We start from the raw sequence: 19,298 nt of genomic DNA on the forward strand, positions 1-19,298 counted from the left end.
TTTTGTTATTTATTAGCTATTTTCTCATGTAAAGTTATCATCCGCTCACCTAGGTCAATAGTTAAATTAGCGGCCATAAAATGATCTTGTGCATGAATTAGTAAAATTGTTTTTTCAATTTCTTCTCCATTAATTTCCGCTGTCATCAAGTTTGTTTGGATGGCATGGGCTTCGTGGAGTTCTTTTCTCGCTTGTTTAATTAGCTCTTTTCCTTCTGCAATATTATCTGATTCAGCTTTGATAATTGCTTGCATCGCTGTTGACTTAGCATTTCCAGAATGAAAAATCAGCTCCATTGCGATTTGGGATTCTTTATCATTCATAAGGCAAAACTCCTTCATAACTAAAACCGTTGTTGTCGTGTAAAGCTTTAAACCATTCTCCGCTCTTCTTGATTGTTCGATTTCCTGTAGCGAGATTAAGCGAAACTAAGCCGTAACGGTTACAGTAAGCATTCATCCACGACCAATTATCAATAAATGTCCACACATGGTAACCGATACAATTACTACCTTCCAGAATACCTTTATTCAACCAATACAAATGGTCTTCAAAAAATTCAATCCGGTAATCATCTTCAATATAGTCTCCTTTTGCAAAACGGCGCTCATCTTTCACACCCATGCCATTTTCAGAAACCATCCATTCGATATTTCCGTAATTATCACGAATATTAATCGCGACATCATACAAAGCCTGCTCATAAATTTCCCAGTTTTTATATACGTTCATCCGGCGACCCGGCATTTCATAATTTTGGAAATAAAACTCTGGCATAAAGGGAGCATCTGGATTAGGTAACGTATCTCTCGCACAAACACGGCGCGGCTGATAATAATTCACTCCTAGAAAATCTATCGTATTTCGCTCAATAATCGCTAACTCTTCTTCAGAATAAACTGGCAAGCAATCATGTCTCGCAAGGATTTCTTTTAAGCCTTCTGGAAATTTACCAAGCACAGCTGGATCTAAGAAACTTTTATTACAAAATATATCCGCAATACGTGCCGCTTCCATATCAGCTGGGTTATCACTACGCGGGTAAGATGGTGTTAGATTTAAGACAATCCCAATTTTCCCATCACTGATTTTATGGTAGGCTTCAATCGCTTTAGCACTGGCAAGCAACGTATTAAATGCTACTTGTGCGGCAGCTTTAGGATCTACTTTATTTGGATAATGAAAATCATATAAATAACCGCCCTCTACAGGAACAATTGGCTCATTAAAAGTAAACCAACGCTTCACACGATCTCCAAACAAACGAAAACAAGTCGTCGCATAAGCCACATAATGTTCTACTACTTCTTTGTTTTCAAATCCGCCAATTTCTTGCATTGCAAGCGGCATGTCAAAGTGGTAAAGGTTCATGATTGGCTCTACGCCTTCTTCAATAAGCGCATCAATCACTTCATTATAAAACCGGACTGCTTCAGGATTCACTTCACCAAAACCATTCGGAAACATTCGCGACCAACTAATGGAAGGACGGAATGAATTATGACCTGTTTGGCTTAATAACTTAATAGCTGAACGGAAATTATCATAAAATTCGGATGCTTTTTCAGGTCCTACTTTTTCATAAAAGCGTTTTGGCTGTGTTTTATACCAGTAGTCCCAGATGTTTTCGCCTTTTCCGCCTTCATGTGCAGCACCTTCTGTTTGTGTTGCTGAGGCGGCACTTCCCCAGTAAAATCCTTTTGGAAACTCAATTTGCTTTGTCAAAAATCCCACTCCAGTCTTACTTTATTTATTGCTTCATGTACATTTTTTACAACTAACGCACCTTGCTCGTGCATTGCTTTTTCTGCATGCTCTAAGGTAAATGGGTGACTAGACACTTCAAACATTGAAATATCATTAAAAGAGTCACCAATGACACTTACTTCATTTTTAGTTAACATAAAGCGTTCCATCAGAAACTTGACTGCTGCTCCTTTAGAACAACCATTTGGTGCAATATCAATATAATTCATATTTCTAAAAACAGCGTCTGTTATCAGTGCTTCTACTTGATTCACATATTCCTCAGCTAAATCAGCAGTTGCATATCTGAGTGTTATCGCAGAAATTGCTTGTGTTTCCTTAAAACTAGCCAGATTTAGTAATTGTTGAGGAGTTGCTTGGTTAAAACTAGTTACCAAGCAAACTTCCTCCACAAGTGATAAATCAAAATTGGTTACTTGTTTAGCCGTCTCCGTTTGGATATTTTTTTGCCAGATAACTTCTCCACTTGATGCTAATATTAACGCACCGTTTTCTAAAATTAGCGCATCCGCAGCTAAATCGTATCTTTGGAGTAACTCGACTACACTGTCCCATTTTCGCCCTGTAGCAACAGCCCATAGATTACCTTGCTGCTGCCAAGACCTGATAGCGTGTAAATCAGCCAGTTCGATTTCATTATTTCGTGTTACAAGCGTTCCGTCCAAATCCGTTACAAATAATTTTTTTGTCATTAATTAAGCCTCATACACTTGTCGTAATGTTACCTCTCCTGGATAATCGGTCGAGATAGAACCATCAGCCAAAATGGTATAAGCATAGCGTACACGATTTTCACTAACAAGCGTTCCCTGCATTTTTTTAGCTTTCCCATAAACACAAATTTCTACAGCTTCTGTTTCAAAATCTTTTAAGTGTTGTAATTTACGTTTGAACTGTGGAATAACTGCACCTTCACGAATAAAAATTGGCATATCTTCTAGTGTTACATCAACAGTAATAGTAGAACGTCCAGGATATCCCTCGCCTGTTTTCCGGTCATACCAAGCACCTGCTGGTAAATAAATATCACGTTTTGTTGCACCTGCTTCCAAAATTGGCGCAACGAGAATATCTTCACCAAGTAAGAATTCATCATCAATAGCATGCACAAAAGCGTCATTTTGGAACTCTAACGCTAGGTGACGCATCATTGGCAAACCGCGGTCCTCTGCTTCTGTAGCCATTTCTAACATATAAGGAACGAGCGAATAACGAAGCTCGCTATAGTCTCGAACAATATTTACTGCTTGTTCACCGTAAAACCATGGTTCGCGCTCTGTAGTTCCGTGATAGCGTGCTAATGAGCAAAGCATACCTACTTGTGACCAACGAATATAAAGTTCCGGTGTTGGTTTTTCTCCTTTAAATCCAGCGATATCACTGCTCCAGTAGCTCTCACCAGTAAAACCAACGCTGAGCCCACCGCGAATAGTATATTTCAATCCTTCAAAGCTACTTTCCACATCACCAGACCAAGTTCCCGCAAATTTACCAGTTCCAAGGAATCCCGGACGCTTCCAAACGAGCGATGTTCCGTGAATTTCTTGCGTTGCATCGTAGCAAGCTTTGATATACAAGTAAATATAAGCGTTATGCATATCTTTCCCAGTATATCCATTGAAAAATAGCGCATCTTCTGGAATTCGGTCCGTATAATCTGGTTTCAAAACACGAATTCCAAGGCGAAGTAAATCTTTCACTTTTTCTTTCCACCAACTGTAAGCTTCTGGGTTTGTTAAATCAGGAATTCCAATTTCACTCACTTGGCGACGTTTAATATGAGCAAGCCCGCCTTCTGTTGTTTTCACCAAATAACCTTTTTCCACAGCTTCTTCGTAAACTGCCGTACCAGGTGGCAAATACGGATTCATCCAAAGTGAGCACGCCACATTTTGTTCCATCAATTCGGCAAACATTTTGGTTGGTTCAGGGAATTTATCTTCGCCCCATTCGAAATCACAGCAGTCTACCCAAAATTTTTCATACCAATAATTTTTGCCCCAATGAACGTCGATATTAAGCACGTCGAATGGAAGCTCTAGTTCTCCCAGCTTGTCTTTCACACCGTAAAGTTCTTCTTTATTCATGTACGCACATCTGCTGTACCAAACGCCAAGTGTCCAAGGTTCAATCATTTCCGAATGACCTTGTAGTTCCGTTTCTTCTGCAATCAGGTCCTTTAGTGTGTCACCTACAAAGATATGACCACGAAGTACTGGCCCTTCTACAAGGACTGTTCCAGATACAAAACAGAAGTCGCCAACATCCCAGTGAGTTCGTTTCGCAGTTGTAAGTAATAACCCGTAACCGCTTGTTGAAAGTAAAATCGGATGTGCTTTATATGCAAGATCGGTTGTGTTAGTTGCACAAGCATCCATCGCGTAACTTGTGCTTCTTGTTGCTGATTTTTCTACAGAACTAAATTTTTCTCCTAAGCCATAAAACTTCTCATCGTTAGCAACATCCCAAGACAAGAATGCTTCGCGGTAACCATTTGCGTTGATTCGATGTCCTAGTCCCGGGGTTACATATTGACGAGAGATTTTTTTGATAGATGTGGAAAAAACAACCTTATTTTCATTTTTAATTTCAATCCGAAACGGCTCTTTTGCAATGTTAATCGTTAGCTTGCCACTAGTAATTACAAATTTATCCGCTTCTGCATTTAAAATTGGGGCCCTTCTAACTGCTGCTTTTTCGGTAAGATAAAATGGCTCCATTTCGAAGGCGCCTTCCATCGTTTTAAATTCAAAGAACAAGTTTTGCTCGTTTGTTTTTGAAAGTCGAAGCAGTCCTCTATTTCCACTAATAAGCCCAACTTCCACACAAACATATTCCTCTTCTAGCCAAACATCTAACGCCTTAATTGCATAATCATAATAATAGCCTTCCTTAAAAAAAATCCGGTCCGTATTCTGGTAATCCCAACCATTTACCGATTTGCTAATAATTTCCTCTTCCAAAATTATTCCACCTCTCGTTAATCTAACTTATTCGCTAAATTATTTGCCACACGTACAAACGGCATATACAGTATCACTACAATAACGATGACAAGTGCCTGGTAAAGTGCTCCCATGATACTTCCCGAGTAAAGTAGCCCTGATAGAATTGGCGGCACTGTCCACGGTACGTTATTGGTAATAATTGGAATAAGCCCTATTTCTGTCAGTAGTTGCCCTAAGAAGAATGGTATTACCCAACTAAGTAAATATGGTATAAACAGTATCGGGTTTAAAACAATCGGTAAACCATATGTAACTGGCTCACTAACGTTGAATATTCCCGGTGCGATTGCTAGCTTGGCGATTTTCTTATTATCTGCTCGTTTGGAGAAAATAATTATCGCGATAATTGGTGCAAGGGTTAGCGCTCCAGAAGATACTACAGTGAAATTCATAAACAATGTAGAATATAAATGTTGAGCAGTTCCCATAATGTTTTCATTGTCATTAATGTTCCAAGTTAAGCCAAAGATTGGTCCCCAAACAGAAGTCCCGTGAATCCCGAACCACTGCAAGATTGGTGTCGATACAATAGCCACAACCGCAAATAACGGTGTCGCTGCAACAGCAAGTGCTGGTTTTTGTAGCAACCAAAGTAATGCTTCTGGTAACGACGTATCAAATACTCCATTTAAAACACCTGCTACAATAACGAATATTGCTAATGTTACAACCCCAGGAACAAGCGATTCAAAACTTTTCGCAACTGCTGGTGGAACTGTATCTGGCATTTTAAAAGTAACATTTTTTTGAATTAATTTATTGAAAACATAAATCGTAATCCCGGAAACGATTAAACCAGTGAATATCCCTTGTTGCCCAATGAAGTTGGAGTTGACAATCCCATTAATCGTTACTTCTTTTCCTTTTGTATCAAGCGTTGTCACTGTCCATGGCAATGTAATAAAAAATCCTGCTAGCGCATAAAATGTAACAACGATTGGCTCTTTGTTTTTCGGAAAAAATCTTCTTGAACCAAAAAATGCAAATCCAGCCACTACTAAGAGTGCATTAATAGCCATTGTCCCATTAATGAATAAGTTAAAATACCCTTGCAATGTCCTTAAATTATTAGCGAAATCAGAAACTAAAAACGCTTTTTCCGACCCACTTATCAAACTACCAAGATGCAACCCACTATTCCCAAAAATAATCCCTGTTGGATCTAAAAATACCGAACTTATCATAATTGCAAAACCAGCAATCATCAGTGGTGCCGCTGCCATAATAAAGGTATCACGTAATGAAAGCAATAATTTATTCCCTGCAATTTTCCCCATAATCTTTGTTAGTTTCATTTGAAATTTGTTTAACTTTTCACTCGCCATTGTTTTCCCTCCCTATAATGCCTGATTAATTAAGTTCTTTTTCTACACGTTCTAATACTTTTTCACCGTCCATGCTACCAAATTCCGCCATCGTTAATTGAATTACTTTCTTATCCGGATAATCTTTCGTAACATCGTCAAACGCCCAAGCAATTTGTGGCCCCAAGATAATTACATCGGTTTCATCTGCTTCTTCTTGCAACGCAGAAAAATCAAAAGCTTCCACATCATATGTGATTCCACGTTCTAAATATGCCTTCTTAAGTTTTGATGCCACCAAACTCGTCGACATCCCTGCATTACAAAATAGTGAGATTTTCATTTTCAGCACTCCATTCGCTTAAATTGTAACCCTTTTCATTCATCATTATATATCCAACTTTTGATATTGTAAATACTTTTATTATAAAAAGATATGTCTTTTATTTTTACGAATATAAAAAACGCGATAGCTAAGCGACTACCGCGTTAAAATTTTACCTAATATTTATTGCATGAAATTCATATTTATCTGCCCGATATTTCGTATTGGAGTACTCAAATGGTTGTCCATTATCCAAATAAGCAACCTGCTCAATATTTAAAATTGGTGAGACATCCGCTATTTTTAAGTACTCTTTTTCAAACTCTGTCGGCATCATCGCGCTTACCGTTTTATGGGCACTTTGTATCGAAAAACCTAGGACTGACTCAATGTATGTATAAATCGAACTTGCAACAATATCCATTCTTAAACCAGAAATAAGATTGATTGGCATAAAACATTCTTCTATGGCGTGTGGTTTTTTATCAATTTTTCGAACTCGAATGATGTGATAAACAAAATCCAACTCAGAGATTCGCAGTTTATTTAAAGTCGACTCGTCAGGATTAATGATTTCAAATTTCAAAATATCCGAGCTGACATTTCGGTGCTTATTTTCCTCTGAAAACCCCATAAATTGCATCGATTGCAAGACATCAGCATCTGGATTTTCGACGTCTTTTACAAATGTGCCTGCTCCCCGTCGTTTGACAACTAAGCCTTCCAAAACTAGCTGATCCATCGCTTTTTTCACTGTAATTCGACTTGTATCATATTCTTCGCACATTTCTTTTTCAAGGGGTAATTGATCGTTTTGTTTATAGAATCCGCTCAAGATTTTCTTTCTCAAATCAAAAGCGATTGTTTCATATTTGAGTATTTTTGTGCTCATGACATCATTCTTCCTTTTTGGTTTTATTATAGCATATCTAAACACCTCGCGAAAAAAATCTACTATTCCGAGTTACCAAGGTCTAGTAGATTTTTTGAAATCATTTCTTCAATTGTCTTTTTCGTGCTTCTTTAAAGAGATAAAAATAGCGCGCTTCAGCCTTTTTTTCCTCGTATTCTAAATTGGGGTCATATTCAAAGCTTTTACGCAACAGAACTTTTTGTTTGTGCCAGTTTTCTTGCGTTACTTCAATTAACTCCATCAGATAAGCATCATAGGATTTGTGCAGTTTACCAATCTTCTTTTCTTTTTTTCGGCCAAACTTATTACTTCTGGACTCCATTTTTCCACCTCAATTTATACTTCTCTTCGTCCTTCCATTGCTTTTGAAAGCGTCACTTCATCAGCGTATTCCAAATCTCCACCAACTGGAAGACCGTGCGCTATTCTAGTTATCTTTATACCAGATGGTTTTAATAGACGCGAAATATACATCGCCGTAGCTTCTCCTTCTACATTAGGGTTAGTCGCTAAAATAACTTCCTCAATCGTGTCATCTTGCAAACGTTTAAGTAAATCAGGAATATTAATATCTTCTGGTCCAATCCCATCCATTGGTGAAATTGTTCCATGAAGCACGTGATATAAACCATGAAAATCGCGCATTTTTTCCATAGCAATAACATCTTTTGATTCTTGCACTACACAAATGATACTGCGGTCACGAGATGTATCCGCACAAATGTAGCAAGGATCTTTATCTGTAATATGTCCACAAACAGAACAAAAGCTCAAATTTCGTTTTGCATCAACTAGCGCTTTTGCAAAATCTAATACATCGTCTTCTTTCATATCAAGCACATAAAATGCGAGTCTTGCTGCCGATTTGGGTCCGATACCCGGTAATTTCATAAAACTGTCCATTAATTTCGTTATCGGCTCAGGATAATGCATATCTCGTCTTCCTCTCACCTTCAAAGTACACAATGTTTCACGTGAAACATTCTTTTAAAAATAGTTGAGACTCTTGTAATTTAGCCAAGAGTCTCAAACCAAACAATATTACATTCCAGGAAGATTTAATCCTTGTGTGAATTTGCCCATTGTTTGTGAAGTTGTATCTTCAATTTGTTTTAATACATCATTTGTAGCTGCAAGTACTAAATCTTGTAGCATTTCAATATCTTCTGGATCTACTACTTCTTCGTTTATAACAACATCAGTAATGACACGTTTACCAGTAGCTTTTACTGTAACCATTCCGCCACCAGCTGTTCCAGTAAACTCTTGTACTTCTAAATCAGCTTGAGCTTTCGCCATTTCCTTTTGCATTTTTTGCATTTGTTTCATCATACCTTGCATATTTCCCATTCCACGCATGAATAATCTCCTCTTTCTTCTATTGTTTTTTAATCTTTAATTTCAAGCAAATCTTCACCAACTAGTTTTGTCGCTTCTAAAACAAATGGATCTTCAGCTGGTTTTCTAGCTTCTGGATTTGCACCTTCCTCTGAATCCCCGTTTCCGCCATGACTATGCAGGAAATTTTCTCTTACTTCAGCCCATTGATCTTCTGGGATTCCAATAAAAGTATAATTAACTTGTGTAAGCTTTGCAATACTCGACGTAATGGTTTCTACAAAGTTTGGATTATCCATCGCCATTTGGCAGTGAATCTCATGCTTAAATTTTAACACAAAAGTGTCTAGAGATGCAGCCACAGGTTCCGCATCATTTAAAAGTGCTGCTTGAGACGCCATTAACATGGATAATAGTTCACCCCAACAACCACGAATTAACTGCAAATTCTCTTTCTTAGCCTCACCTAGTACATGATTAATTTTACCAATTGGTGCTTTAAATTGTTTACCGTTATTAATTTGTTTTTTGGAGCCACCCCGGTTTTGTGCTGGCTTCTCAGTTGGGGCCACTCCCGCTCCACTTGCGATTTGTTTTTTGAGAGTTTGAAGTTCTAGTTGCAGTTGCTCCATTTGTTGTTTTAAAGCTGATACATCTCCGCTAGCAACTTCAACAGGTGCGGCACTTTCACCAACTGTTTGTCCTGCTTGTGTTAACTGAACAAGCGCTACTTCCACATAAATACCTGGATGATTAGAAAAGCGCATTTGTTGCTGTGCGGTATTTAAAATTTTAACAAATTCATATATCTTGAACGAATTCGCTCGTTTAGCAAGTGAGACAAACTCATCATCAATCAAAGCTCGTTCTAGCGTTTCTTCTAGATTTGGTGCTTTTTGATACAGCAATACATCTCTAAAGAACACTAGTAAATCTTCCACAAGTCGGACTGGGTCTTTTCCTTCAGCAAGTAGAGCAGTCAATGTCGAAATCGCTTCTGCAGCATCGCCGTCAAAAGCCGCACTTACAAGCTTTGTCAGTAATCCTTGAGCAATGGAACCAGTAATTTCAAGCGCATCATCCACGGTTACCTCTTCTGACCCATAAGAAATCACTTGGTCAAGTAGGCTAAGCGCATCACGCATCCCACCTTCAGCTGCACGCGCCACAATCATTAGCGCTTTTTCATCATAAGGGGTTTTTTCTTCTTTTAAAATGAATTCTAAGCGTCCAATAATATCTTGTGTCGTAATCCGTTTAAAATCAAATCGCTGTACACGGGAAATAATTGTTAGTGGTAATTTATGAGGTTCTGTTGTTGCCAAAATAAAAATGACATGTTTTGGCGGTTCTTCTAGTGTTTTTAATAGCGCATTAAACGCTCCCGTCGATAACATATGCACTTCATCGATAATATATACTTTATATTTCGCCACAGTTGGCGCATATTTTACTTTTTCCCGGATATCTCGAATCTCTTCAACCCCGTTATTACTGGCAGCATCAATTTCAAGAACATCTGGTATAGAGCCATCCGTTGTGCCCTTACAAATATCACATTCATTACAAGGCTCTCCGTCATGACCGTGTTCACAGTTAATCGCCTTCGCAAAAATCTTCGCCGCACTCGTCTTCCCAGTCCCCCGAGGTCCCGAGAATAAATAAGCATGCGAAGTTTTATTTTGCACAATGGCATTCTTAAGCGTTTTCGTCACATGTTCCTGTCCCACAACATCCTGAAACGACTGCGGCCGAAAAACCCGATACAAAGCCTGATACGCCATCTGCCACTCTCCTCACCTGAAACCATTTAGTAGTTTTATTATAACGTAATGTTGAAGAAGTTTCAAAACGTTCTTTGTTTTGATTTACTTCTTCAATATAGATCTGAGCAACGCGAGGATTTAATCCTTCGTGGAAGTTTCAAAACGTTCTTTGTTTTGATTTACTTCTTCAATATAGATCCGAGTAACGCGAGGATTTAATCCTTCGTGGAAGTTTCAAAAGAGCCTTACTTTAACCCCCAACTAGATCACGCTATCCCAAAAAAAGAACCAGACTCCCAAAAGCCTGCTTCCCATTTCTATCTATTGTTCACTTTTCGCCGCTGACTTCTCTTGCTTCTTTTTACTTTCATTAATAACCGAAAGCTCAATCGATTTCAGCAAGTTTTTGACGCGTTTCTTACGGAAAAAGCCAAACATAAAGCCAACGATAATATTATTCATTTTATTCAACGTTTTTTCTGTTTCAATTAATTCGTTATATGTCACTTCGCAAGTTGTCTCACTTGTTGATTTAATCGTATAAGTGGTTGTATGTGTATTTACTCGGCTGCTTGTTTCGAATTGATATAGTTCGTAAGGTTTTACTTGAACAATTTTGGTTGTAGCAAGCGCACCATTAGACATAGTTCTTTGATATTTATGTCCTTCTAATTTATGTCTTTGAACTGTTTTTCCAGTAGCGTTTTTCACATCATAAATCGCTGAGCTGACGATGGTATCAAAGCACTCTTTTTGGGATATATACAATTTCTGTGTTACATTCACTTTTCAATCGACTCCTTCTTATTCTTTTCTTTCTTATCTTTACGCAGTTTTAGCACGATAAAAAGGCAGCCAATCAAAACAACCACAAGTCCAGTAACTAAAATAGGCACACTAGCCATGCCATCTTTTCCATAAGCAGGACTAAACATAATAATAATAAGGCCAATACTAATTATAAATAGTGCATTAACAATTTTCATTTTCAACCCACACTAACTTGGAAATAGAGTACAGAGCCTATTTCAGTTGCTTTTATTGTTTCTTTCGCTATTTTTGCTGCTTTTTCTTCGTCCTCGATGTTGGTTTCAAAAGTCAGTTTCATACCTTGCTCACTTATTTTTTTAAAAGTTATACCGTCTTTATCGTGTGTTTCTAGTAATTCAGTAATATAATCACGTTTCATTGGGCAATTAAGAATAATCATTTAAAAAACCTCCTTTTATATAGTTTAACTGTATCTCTTCCGACTTGCAATGAATAAAAATGGTGCAGGAATTCCTACATGATATACTGGCTAGGCACAACAGAAATGCACCTAGCCAGAAACTTATTTTTTTCTAAGCTTTCATCTCTTCTTCTGGCACACCAACCCGATTTGCGGTAATAACAAACGGAACCCAAATCAAGAAGGCTACGACCATATTTATGAGTGAAATGACCGGTGCCATCCAGTCTCCTCCAGTTGCTAGGAATGAGTTTAATAGTGGCGGCATTACCCAAACTACAGCAATCTTAACTGGCCCAACCAGCCCAAGAGTTGTTGCAAAGTAAGCAATAGTAACCATTATCATTGGTGCAATAATGAATGGAATTAAGTAGATCGTATTTAATACAATCGGTAAACCAAACATGATTGGTTCATTGATATTAAATATACCCGGAGCAAGTGATAATTTTGCCACTGTTCGTGCATCCGCTCGTTTCGAGAACATTAGTAACGCGATAATTAGTACGAGTGTTCCGCCTGATCCACCCATCCATACGTAAGCATCGAAAGAACCACGTACCCATTCGAACGGTAATTTAACACCTTCTTGTGCTGCACTAATGTTTTGCAATTGTGCCGTACCCCATAGTGACTCTAAGACCGGTGCAAGAACGTTTGGTCCATGAATTCCAAAGAACCATAGTAATTGAACAAGGAACGTAACTAATAAAACAGCTCCATAACCTTGCGAAAGTGATAATAATGGCTCTTGAATTGTTTTAGAAATCCAAGTAATAACATCCATATTAGTAACTTTGAAGAATGCCCAGTCAATAATACCAACAACATAAAGTGCCACAAGCGCAGGAATAATCGCTGCAAATGCTTTACTTACTGCTGGCGGAACTGTATCCGGCATTTTAATAATAATATTTCTACGCATAAGTTTTGCATAAATAATAGTAGAGATAAAACCAAAAATCATTGCAGTAAACAAACCTGTACCATTGACTTGGCTAAGGCTAAAGAACCCATAAATCCCAGCAAATTCTTTTGGTAGTGTATTTACATCAAAATTAGCATTAGAAGCCGCAATCGCAGCTTTTACTGCATCTAAGCTAACAGTAACCGTTAAGTTCATGACAAAAGCAGCAAGTGATACTAGCCCCCCAGCTAGACGATCCACTTCATACACTTTTGATAAATTATACCCGAGTGAAAAAGCAAAAATAATCGAAACAATTGCAAGCGTCCCATTATATACATATCCATTAACTTCAATCAGCGGTTGCATAGCTGAAACAAAACCTGTCCATCCCCAGTCAGTTGGAAAATCTCTGAAAAAGGCATTTAAAAGTACTGCAATCGAACCAGCCATTGTGATCGGCATTGTTGAAATAAATGCATCACGCAAAGCAACTAAATGTTTTTGCGAACCAATTTTCGCAGCTACTGGCACAAAATACTTTTCTAAAAATGCTGTTAATCCATTCATATTATATCCTCCCATTTTTCCTTTTTATTTATCGCTCATCTCTTGAAACAAAATATAATTTCTATGTATATATCCCCGTTAAGCTAGTCAGCTATATCTGTTCACTTTATTTTTCACAATCCCCATTATGAAAAATAAATCAGATGGAACCTGTGCACACCTCGTGAAATTGTGGGAGACCTCCTCTCCGCTTCATGATAAGGCTTACATTTAGATTCACTGTATTCTATTGCAATTTCTGTGCCAACTCTCTAAAACGTTCCGAGGATACAAAAACCACTTGCGTTTAGCATCTTTGCCACTCAAAAATAAGGCTTACACACATAACTAAAAAAACTGTGTAAGTAAGCGTTAACATTACACAGTTTCAGTAAATTTGTACTTAGCCAGTTTTGTGTTATAATGAGCATGAAGTAAGTAATATACATCGTTCGAGGTGATAATTATGGCTGTTAAACGCGATATGCCGGAAGAATCTAAAAATAGTAAGGTGGTCAAAAAAGAACATTTTTCGATTGTTTTTCCGGATGATATAAAAGTGCCAAAAAGTGAGAAGGAATTGGAAGCAGAAAAAGCAGAAAATAAATCAGAACATGATAAAACAAATTGAATTTTTTAAATACCCTTTAGACAAAACTAATTAATCATGCTATAATTTTAAAACAGTGAACATTACAAGTTAGACGTAGGAACCATCTGGACAGGTGGTTTCTACGTCTTTTTTGCGTCTACTGATGATAAAAAAGATAGGAGCAAGAAAATGAATCAAGATTTACGCTTACCACAAAACAATAAAGAAGGACTTTTATACGGTGTCATTATTTGTAGCATTACAGCATTTCTAATGACTACTTTCAACACTTACCTTCAAATTCGAATAGTAAATGCAGATTTTCTTCTGACAATTGTAAAACTATTCCCGTTATTTTTTATTGTTGCGATGCTATTAGAAAACTTTATTATTAGTCATTTCTCCAGAAAAATGGTAACTAAATATATGGATGCAAGCGACAGTTTTAATGCTTATATTCTTTTTTCCGTTTTATTTACCGTTTTAGGAATGTCTTTTTGCATGACATTTATTGGTGATTTTATTGGTCACGGGTTTGTTATTGAAGAAGGCTTATTATCCAGATTTTTTAGTATTTGGCCAAGGAATTTTGCTATAGTGCTTTTTATTGAGCTAATTATCGCACAACCGCTTGCTAGAAATGTCATGTCGATCCTTCATTAAAGACAAAAAGTGCACCCGTCATGGATGCACTTTCGTTATTTAATGGAGAAAATCACCATTTTTTTATCATCATCAATCCGAACTTTAACGTCCATTCCAAGTTTATCCTTGAATAACGCTGTAATATCTAAATAATCATCGTAGCTTCCGATATCACTTTTTTTGTAACCTTGTAAAATTGTTGGTTTAATGCGGACAATATAATCATCTGTTGAGGTTTCTTCCGGGTTGTAAGTATAGATTTTCTTACCCGTCTTATCGAAAAAGTCGTATGTTGCATAGGATTCATCCTTCGTCATATAGATATCTTTCTGCGTCACATAGGCGTTATCGGCAACACTGTAATCAATTAGACCTGAATAATACTTGTTAGTGGATGGTTCATTTATTTCATACTGTTTATAAGCTAATCTAAATAAATAATCGATATTGTAATAACTATTCACCCGGAAATAAAAATGTTTATCATCTGATTTCTTGTCTACACCAATATCTGTTGTACTAATTGGAAAAACTTCATATAGTTTACCATCTATTTCGTAGGCGACATCATATTTATCAAATACTTCTTGGCGTTGAAAAAAACCAAACATAATTGCCAAAATGACTAGTACCCCTACCAAAACTGCGACAATCAGCGCTGGCAACCATTTCTTTTTTGTTTTTAGTTGTTGCATTATTTTCATCCTTTGTTATGAATTGCGTTACTTATCCTATATTGTACCAGTTTATATACTATTATACATTATTTTTCTGCAATAGATTTTGATTTCATTAAAAAAGACTACTTCGCGATAAGCAAAATAGTCTTTTAATATATTTAAAATTAGTGTCGCGCACCTCACATCGACATGCAATCACCTGCGTTACCCTGATAGTTAGCTCGGGCCAGGCAACCTCGCGGCACATGAGAAGCACTGATTAATGCTGCTTCCTTCCGGACCTGACATGGTTCACAGGTTCTCATTGCGCAAGACCCAACCTTCAACACCACTTGTCAAGGGCAGACCAAACAATTACGATGCCTCAAGTGAGGAATTCAACCCCGCTAGAGCGGATTGCGGGTTACAGGGCGCCGCTACCTCCCCGTCTAGCACGACAAATTTGCTACCAATAATTAGTTTGCTAAATAAAAATTATTTAGCGCAAACTCTGAAAAGAGCTCAATTACTAGTGTACCTTTTTCATATAAAAAGTGCAAGTATAACAAGGGAAATATTTTTAACGCAAGTAAAAACTCATGATCGCGGCAACGATTGTTCCAACCACACAAATACCTACTAATGTTAAGGCAATCCATACTATTTTCTTATTCACGTTCATCTCCCCCTTACTTCACATTTTCGCTTTTCTTTTAGTGATTATATCATGAAATGGAAAATTTAGCTGTTATTTTCAAACTTCTTTTGCCAACTATTTAATTGGCTATAGCTAGACAATAGCTGGGTAGATACTTGTTTAAAAATCAATCGTAATTCTGTGTATCGTTCCGTATTTTTACTAGGATAATAAGTCGCTTTAATTGGTGACGTTTGCTTTAGATTTAGGTCTTTTAGTATTCCAAGTGAACGCATTCCAATAATAGCTGCTCCTAAGCTTGATCCTTCAATTGTATGTGGAACACGAATTTCTCGGTCCAAAATATCAGCAAGTAGCTTGCACCAACCTTCATGAGCAGAAATCCCGCCCGTTACATAGATAATATCATCAGGTGCTGAAACCGCCTCATACACTTCGGCAAGATTAAAAGCAATTCCTTCCAAAATCGCTCTGATAAAATGTGCTTTGGTGTGATTAATCGTGAGCCCAACGAACCCACCGCGGATATCATTCGTCCAAAAAGGAGCGCGTTCTCCAAGTAAATATGGCTGGAATAATAGCCCTGCTGCTCCCGGGTCCACTTCATCGATATGGGCAATAAAACTAGCAAAATCACGGTTCTTAATTTCACTTTCTGATCCAAATTGGTTAAGACCCCATTCAACCACTTTCCCACCATTGTTTACTGCTCCACCGGCAATAAAATAACCATCTCCCGCCCCATAACAAAAAGTACGACCGCGTGAATCGACTTGAAATTCGGTCGTTAATTTTCTGACAGCACCACTTGTGCCAACAGTAATCGTCACGTCACTCTGCCCAGTTGCTTGAATTCCGATATTTGCGAGTGCGCCATCACTACCACCAACAATAAATGGAACACTTGTCGGGATCCCCATCATTTCCGCATATTCTGTTTTAATCCCGCTTAATTGGTATGTTTCCGGAACCACTTTTGGCAAAAAATCAGGGGTTAATTTCACGATTTCTATTGCTTCAAATTCCCAATCATGTTCCGAAATATTGTAAAGCCCTGTTCCAGATGCTAAAGATTCGTCCATTACCCAAACATCAAAAAACCGATACAAAATATAGGCTTTAATATCGACAAATTTTTCTGCTCGATTAAATAGCTCGGGTTCTGCTTCTTTTAACCAGCAAATTTTTGCAAACGGGCTCATCGGGTGTATCGGCGTCCCTGTCGTTTCATACAGTTGAAATAGGTAATTATCCCGCTTTACATTTTCCAGCGCCTCACTGCTCCGTCCATCCGCCCAAGTAATACATTCGGTTAGAAGTTCTCCGTTACTTTTAGCCAAAATTAAACTGTACATCGCCGAGCTAAAAGATATTCCACGCAAATCTGCTTTATCTATCTTGTTCATCACACGACGAATAGATGTAATCACTGCCTCGAAAATTTCAGTTGGACTTTCTTCTGCTTTACCTGTCTCATCCGTCACTAATTCATAATGAGCCGCTTCCCGGTAAATCACCTCGCCTTGCTCATTAAAAAGGACTGCTTTCGTGCTGGAAGTTCCGATATCTACACCCATTATGTAAGATTCACTCGTCAACACACTTCACCTCGTGTCTACTTTTCTTTTTATTATACGTTAAATCGGCACAATTTGGTGGTTAGACTACTTTGTTTTTGGCAAAAGAAAAAGCTAGAGAAAAATCTCTAGCTTAGTTGATAACACTAAACGTCTTAATTCGGCTCTCTTCTCCTAAGACAATCAGCGTGTTTTTGTCAGCAAATTTGAGTACTTCTTTGGTATTTGCTTCACTTTGCGCTACACAACCTAATGTGTAATTATAGTGAGGAGAATCTATGTGATAAAACACGGCAGAACCTTTTCCTTTTATTCGTTTAGAATTGTATTTAACTTCCATTCCGTATTTGTACTGCGGAATTTTCATTTTTTCATCGGCTGAGCTTGAAGAAGAGCGCTCTTGCCAAGTATTGTATGCTTTATCGTTTGAATTGGAAATCCAGTAACTGCGGTTTGTAATGGCTTTGAAGGTTAGTTTCGTTCCCGGATTGCCTTTTTGACCAAAAGCAAGTCCAGTTCTGTAAACACCCACTGGAGTTCCAGAACTTTTTTCTGAGAAGTTTGGATCAAAGCCCCATTTGCCAATATGACTAGTAAAATCGCGAACTTCATACCAATTACCCGCGCTGTTTCTTTGGAATAAATAAGTTGTTGCTGATGTACTCTTCGGTTTTGTGGTAATGATTGCTTTTTTACTGTTCCAAAGTGCTGGTACGGTATCGGCAATGGTTGGTTTCCCGACGTTTTTAAAAGCAAGCGCATCAATCCAACCGATATTCGTATTGCCTAGCTTGACGTAATACCATTTAGCTCCTCTAGAAGTTTTTCCTTCACGAGTGATAATCAATGTTTTTTTGTCGTATTTCTTAGCATAACCAAGTAGTTTTGAATCACTACTAACATTATACATCTTGCTACGAATTCCATCGTTCCTTTTTGACTGATTTACTACCCCTTTAAGATTAACTGCTTTGTCATAAATGATTTTGTCATACGTTGCGGCTTCGGCGGTAAAGGAGTTCCCAAGTAGGCTAATCATTACTACAATAATTAAACCGCTTAATAACTTCTTCATTATTTGCTCCTTTTATATGCGCTATTCCCTATAGTAAATTTGCTTATTTTTTACGTTTTCTAAGCAGTACTATTGCTATAAGGATAACTATAACACCGGCTACAACAAAAATCCATTCAACGCCTTGATCACCCGTATCTGGTAGGTCAGACTCCGGATCTGCTACTTTTTTTGATGCTTCTGAAGCTGTAGTTGTCACGCTTTTTACTGAATGGTTATTTTCGATTTTTTTTACATCAGCTGGGGCTTTAACAACTGCTGCATTTTCTTTTTTAGCTGGGACGGTATAAGTTACTTCTTCGCTAAAATTGCCAGTATCATCAAATGCGTATGCAGTAATTTTTTTCGGCGTGGTAGCCCAAGAAGCATAGAAATTACCATCTTTATCTGCTTCAACGCGACCTTCTCCAAAGTTTTCATCTTCTGGTGAACTCATATAAACACTAGCAAAAGGTTTTGTTTTGCCAGAGAAAATTTTCGTTTCTAAATCAAAATTCAAATTAGTAACCGTTAATGTTGAGACTGGTGCTTTTACTAAGTAGTTAAGTTTAACGGCGGTTGTGTCACCGTCTTTCGTATCACCGAGCAACGTTACTTCTTTCATGCCTGCTGCTTTTGTAGTTAATTCACTGCCATCTGCTAAACGGTAATTGGTTAGTTCTGTTCCTGTATGCTTGCTTAACGTTTTTGTGAAGTCAGTTAAACTAATCTCACTATTTTGTTCGTATGTGTAGACTTCCGGTGAATCGGTAATATCAATGGTTGTTTGTAGCGTTTTTGTTGTAGTAGCGTCTTTCGCTGGTTCTGTTGTTTTTGAATCTACTTCTGGAACCGTATTTTCAGTGGAATTGGTTGTTTTTTCCTCAATATTAGGTTGATTATTACCAGTTTCATTCGTTTCAGCGTTTGCTGCCAATGAAAATGGGATGATTAGACAAGTGAACAATGCTGTGAATACTAGTCCGCGGAATTTTTTCATCATAA

At 37.7% G+C, this 19,298-nt stretch carries 21 protein-coding genes and 1 other RNA gene; 2 read left to right on the top strand and 20 right to left on the bottom strand.

Annotation, left to right across the window (positions count from 1 at the left end; genetic code table 11):
* Positions 1 to 5: 5 nt before the first annotated feature.
* The 15 genes from CKV67_RS13870 to CKV67_RS13940 all read right to left on the bottom strand — a co-directional run bounded on the left by CKV67_RS13870 (position 6) and on the right by CKV67_RS13940 (position 13,129).
* Positions 6 to 323 carry a PTS lactose/cellobiose transporter subunit IIA gene (locus CKV67_RS13870; protein WP_025280130.1) on the bottom strand — a complete coding sequence of 106 codons (318 nt, stop codon included), beginning with the start codon at positions 321 to 323 and terminating at the stop codon, positions 6 to 8.
* On the bottom strand, positions 316 to 1,725 hold the full coding sequence (locus CKV67_RS13875) for a glycoside hydrolase family 1 protein (protein WP_014093905.1): 1,410 nt from the start codon (positions 1,723 to 1,725) through the stop codon (positions 316 to 318). The genes CKV67_RS13870 and CKV67_RS13875 overlap by 8 nt, the downstream gene beginning before the upstream one ends.
* The gene (locus CKV67_RS13880) at positions 1,722 to 2,459 is read right to left on the bottom strand and encodes an HAD family hydrolase (protein ID WP_014093906.1); all 738 of its coding nucleotides are present in this window, start codon (positions 2,457 to 2,459) and stop codon (positions 1,722 to 1,724) included. The genes CKV67_RS13875 and CKV67_RS13880 overlap by 4 nt, the downstream gene beginning before the upstream one ends.
* A 3-nt stretch (positions 2,460 to 2,462) precedes the next feature.
* Positions 2,463 to 4,730: a glycoside hydrolase family 31 protein gene (locus tag CKV67_RS13885; protein WP_025280131.1), complete on the bottom strand. Its 2,268-nt coding sequence runs from the start codon at positions 4,728 to 4,730 to the stop codon at positions 2,463 to 2,465.
* A gap of 17 nt (positions 4,731 to 4,747) precedes the next feature.
* Complete coding sequence (locus CKV67_RS13890) at positions 4,748 to 6,100, bottom strand: PTS sugar transporter subunit IIC (RefSeq protein ID WP_014093907.1); 1,353 nt, start codon at positions 6,098 to 6,100, stop codon at positions 4,748 to 4,750.
* A 25-nt stretch (positions 6,101 to 6,125) separates the two neighbouring features.
* Positions 6,126 to 6,422 carry a PTS sugar transporter subunit IIB gene (locus CKV67_RS13895; protein WP_014093908.1) on the bottom strand — a complete coding sequence of 99 codons (297 nt, stop codon included), beginning with the start codon at positions 6,420 to 6,422 and terminating at the stop codon, positions 6,126 to 6,128.
* A gap of 154 nt (positions 6,423 to 6,576) precedes the next feature.
* Positions 6,577 to 7,296 carry a GntR family transcriptional regulator gene (locus tag CKV67_RS13900; protein ID WP_014093909.1) on the bottom strand — a complete coding sequence of 240 codons (720 nt, stop codon included), beginning with the start codon at positions 7,294 to 7,296 and terminating at the stop codon, positions 6,577 to 6,579.
* A 100-nt stretch (positions 7,297 to 7,396) separates the two neighbouring features.
* Positions 7,397 to 7,639, bottom strand: coding sequence for a YaaL family protein (locus tag CKV67_RS13905; protein WP_003754045.1), 243 nt, complete (start codon positions 7,637 to 7,639; stop codon positions 7,397 to 7,399).
* A gap of 14 nt (positions 7,640 to 7,653) precedes the next feature.
* Positions 7,654 to 8,250 carry a recombination mediator RecR gene (gene recR, locus CKV67_RS13910; RefSeq protein WP_014093910.1) on the bottom strand — a complete coding sequence of 199 codons (597 nt, stop codon included), beginning with the start codon at positions 8,248 to 8,250 and terminating at the stop codon, positions 7,654 to 7,656.
* Between the two features lie 108 nt (positions 8,251 to 8,358).
* Complete coding sequence (locus tag CKV67_RS13915) at positions 8,359 to 8,676, bottom strand: YbaB/EbfC family nucleoid-associated protein (RefSeq protein WP_003754047.1); 318 nt, start codon at positions 8,674 to 8,676, stop codon at positions 8,359 to 8,361.
* A gap of 29 nt (positions 8,677 to 8,705) precedes the next feature.
* Complete coding sequence (gene dnaX, locus CKV67_RS13920) at positions 8,706 to 10,439, bottom strand: DNA polymerase III subunit gamma/tau (protein ID WP_025280133.1); 1,734 nt, start codon at positions 10,437 to 10,439, stop codon at positions 8,706 to 8,708.
* A 303-nt stretch (positions 10,440 to 10,742) separates the two neighbouring features.
* Positions 10,743 to 11,207 carry a DUF3284 domain-containing protein gene (locus tag CKV67_RS13925; protein WP_014093912.1) on the bottom strand — a complete coding sequence of 155 codons (465 nt, stop codon included), beginning with the start codon at positions 11,205 to 11,207 and terminating at the stop codon, positions 10,743 to 10,745.
* Complete coding sequence (locus tag CKV67_RS13930; RefSeq protein ID WP_014093913.1) at positions 11,204 to 11,407, bottom strand: DUF3188 domain-containing protein; 204 nt, start codon at positions 11,405 to 11,407, stop codon at positions 11,204 to 11,206. The genes CKV67_RS13925 and CKV67_RS13930 overlap by 4 nt, the downstream gene beginning before the upstream one ends.
* 2 nt (positions 11,408 to 11,409) lie before the next feature.
* The gene (locus CKV67_RS13935) at positions 11,410 to 11,631 is read right to left on the bottom strand and encodes a hypothetical protein (RefSeq protein ID WP_025280134.1); all 222 of its coding nucleotides are present in this window, start codon (positions 11,629 to 11,631) and stop codon (positions 11,410 to 11,412) included.
* A 133-nt stretch (positions 11,632 to 11,764) separates the two neighbouring features.
* Positions 11,765 to 13,129, bottom strand: coding sequence for a PTS sugar transporter subunit IIC (locus CKV67_RS13940; protein WP_014093915.1), 1,365 nt, complete (start codon positions 13,127 to 13,129; stop codon positions 11,765 to 11,767).
* A 445-nt stretch (positions 13,130 to 13,574) separates the two neighbouring features.
* On the opposite strand from CKV67_RS13940, the gene CKV67_RS14685 reads away from it, so the two are divergent.
* Positions 13,575 to 13,739 carry a hypothetical protein gene (locus tag CKV67_RS14685; RefSeq protein WP_014093916.1) on the top strand — a complete coding sequence of 55 codons (165 nt, stop codon included), beginning with the start codon at positions 13,575 to 13,577 and terminating at the stop codon, positions 13,737 to 13,739.
* 150 nt (positions 13,740 to 13,889) lie between these two features.
* Positions 13,890 to 14,363, top strand: coding sequence for a DUF2798 domain-containing protein (locus tag CKV67_RS13945; protein ID WP_014093917.1), 474 nt, complete (start codon positions 13,890 to 13,892; stop codon positions 14,361 to 14,363).
* A gap of 35 nt (positions 14,364 to 14,398) precedes the next feature.
* On the opposite strand, the gene CKV67_RS13950 is transcribed toward CKV67_RS13945, so the two are convergent.
* The 5 genes from CKV67_RS13950 to CKV67_RS13970 form a co-directional block, all read right to left on the bottom strand.
* On the bottom strand, positions 14,399 to 15,040 hold the full coding sequence (locus CKV67_RS13950) for a hypothetical protein (protein ID WP_014093918.1): 642 nt from the start codon (positions 15,038 to 15,040) through the stop codon (positions 14,399 to 14,401).
* Positions 15,041 to 15,195: 155 nt separating this feature from the next.
* An RNA gene (gene ffs, locus CKV67_RS13955) (signal recognition particle sRNA large type) lies at positions 15,196 to 15,462 on the bottom strand.
* Between the two features lie 283 nt (positions 15,463 to 15,745).
* A complete protein-coding gene (locus CKV67_RS13960) occupies positions 15,746 to 17,260 on the bottom strand; it encodes a gluconokinase (protein WP_025280135.1) in 1,515 nt (504 codons plus the stop codon).
* Between the two features lie 112 nt (positions 17,261 to 17,372).
* Positions 17,373 to 18,314 (bottom strand): GW domain-containing glycosaminoglycan-binding protein, encoded by a 942-nt coding sequence (locus CKV67_RS13965; protein WP_014093921.1) that lies wholly within the window; start codon positions 18,312 to 18,314, stop codon positions 17,373 to 17,375.
* Positions 18,315 to 18,357: 43 nt separating this feature from the next.
* A complete protein-coding gene (locus tag CKV67_RS13970; protein WP_014093922.1) occupies positions 18,358 to 19,293 on the bottom strand; it encodes an LPXTG cell wall anchor domain-containing protein in 936 nt (311 codons plus the stop codon).
* Positions 19,294 to 19,298 lie beyond the last annotated feature (5 nt).

The organism is Listeria ivanovii subsp. ivanovii (assembly GCF_900187025.1).
GTDB lineage: Bacteria > Bacillota > Bacilli > Lactobacillales > Listeriaceae > Listeria > Listeria ivanovii.

Coding starts and splice junctions, on each gene's coding strand:
- CKV67_RS13890 (WP_014093907.1), bottom strand. CDS start 6,100: ATGGCGAGTGAAAAGTTAAACAAATTTCAAATGAAACTAACAAAGATT.
- CKV67_RS13935 (WP_025280134.1), bottom strand. CDS start 11,631: ATGATTATTCTTAATTGCCCAATGAAACGTGATTATATTACTGAATTA.
- CKV67_RS13900 (WP_014093909.1), bottom strand. CDS start 7,296: ATGAGCACAAAAATACTCAAATATGAAACAATCGCTTTTGATTTGAGA.
- CKV67_RS13970 (WP_014093922.1), bottom strand. CDS start 19,293: ATGAAAAAATTCCGCGGACTAGTATTCACAGCATTGTTCACTTGTCTA.
- CKV67_RS14685 (WP_014093916.1), top strand. CDS start 13,575: ATGGCTGTTAAACGCGATATGCCGGAAGAATCTAAAAATAGTAAGGTG.
- CKV67_RS13945 (WP_014093917.1), top strand. CDS start 13,890: ATGAATCAAGATTTACGCTTACCACAAAACAATAAAGAAGGACTTTTA.
- CKV67_RS13940 (WP_014093915.1), bottom strand. CDS start 13,129: ATGAATGGATTAACAGCATTTTTAGAAAAGTATTTTGTGCCAGTAGCT.
- CKV67_RS13905 (WP_003754045.1), bottom strand. CDS start 7,639: ATGGAGTCCAGAAGTAATAAGTTTGGCCGAAAAAAAGAAAAGAAGATT.
- dnaX (WP_025280133.1), bottom strand. CDS start 10,439: ATGGCGTATCAGGCTTTGTATCGGGTTTTTCGGCCGCAGTCGTTTCAG.
- CKV67_RS13930 (WP_014093913.1), bottom strand. CDS start 11,407: ATGAAAATTGTTAATGCACTATTTATAATTAGTATTGGCCTTATTATT.
- recR (WP_014093910.1), bottom strand. CDS start 8,250: ATGCATTATCCTGAGCCGATAACGAAATTAATGGACAGTTTTATGAAA.
- CKV67_RS13870 (WP_025280130.1), bottom strand. CDS start 323: ATGAATGATAAAGAATCCCAAATCGCAATGGAGCTGATTTTTCATTCT.
- CKV67_RS13915 (WP_003754047.1), bottom strand. CDS start 8,676: ATGCGTGGAATGGGAAATATGCAAGGTATGATGAAACAAATGCAAAAA.
- CKV67_RS13950 (WP_014093918.1), bottom strand. CDS start 15,040: ATGCAACAACTAAAAACAAAAAAGAAATGGTTGCCAGCGCTGATTGTC.
- CKV67_RS13895 (WP_014093908.1), bottom strand. CDS start 6,422: ATGAAAATCTCACTATTTTGTAATGCAGGGATGTCGACGAGTTTGGTG.
- CKV67_RS13965 (WP_014093921.1), bottom strand. CDS start 18,314: ATGAAGAAGTTATTAAGCGGTTTAATTATTGTAGTAATGATTAGCCTA.
- CKV67_RS13880 (WP_014093906.1), bottom strand. CDS start 2,459: ATGACAAAAAAATTATTTGTAACGGATTTGGACGGAACGCTTGTAACA.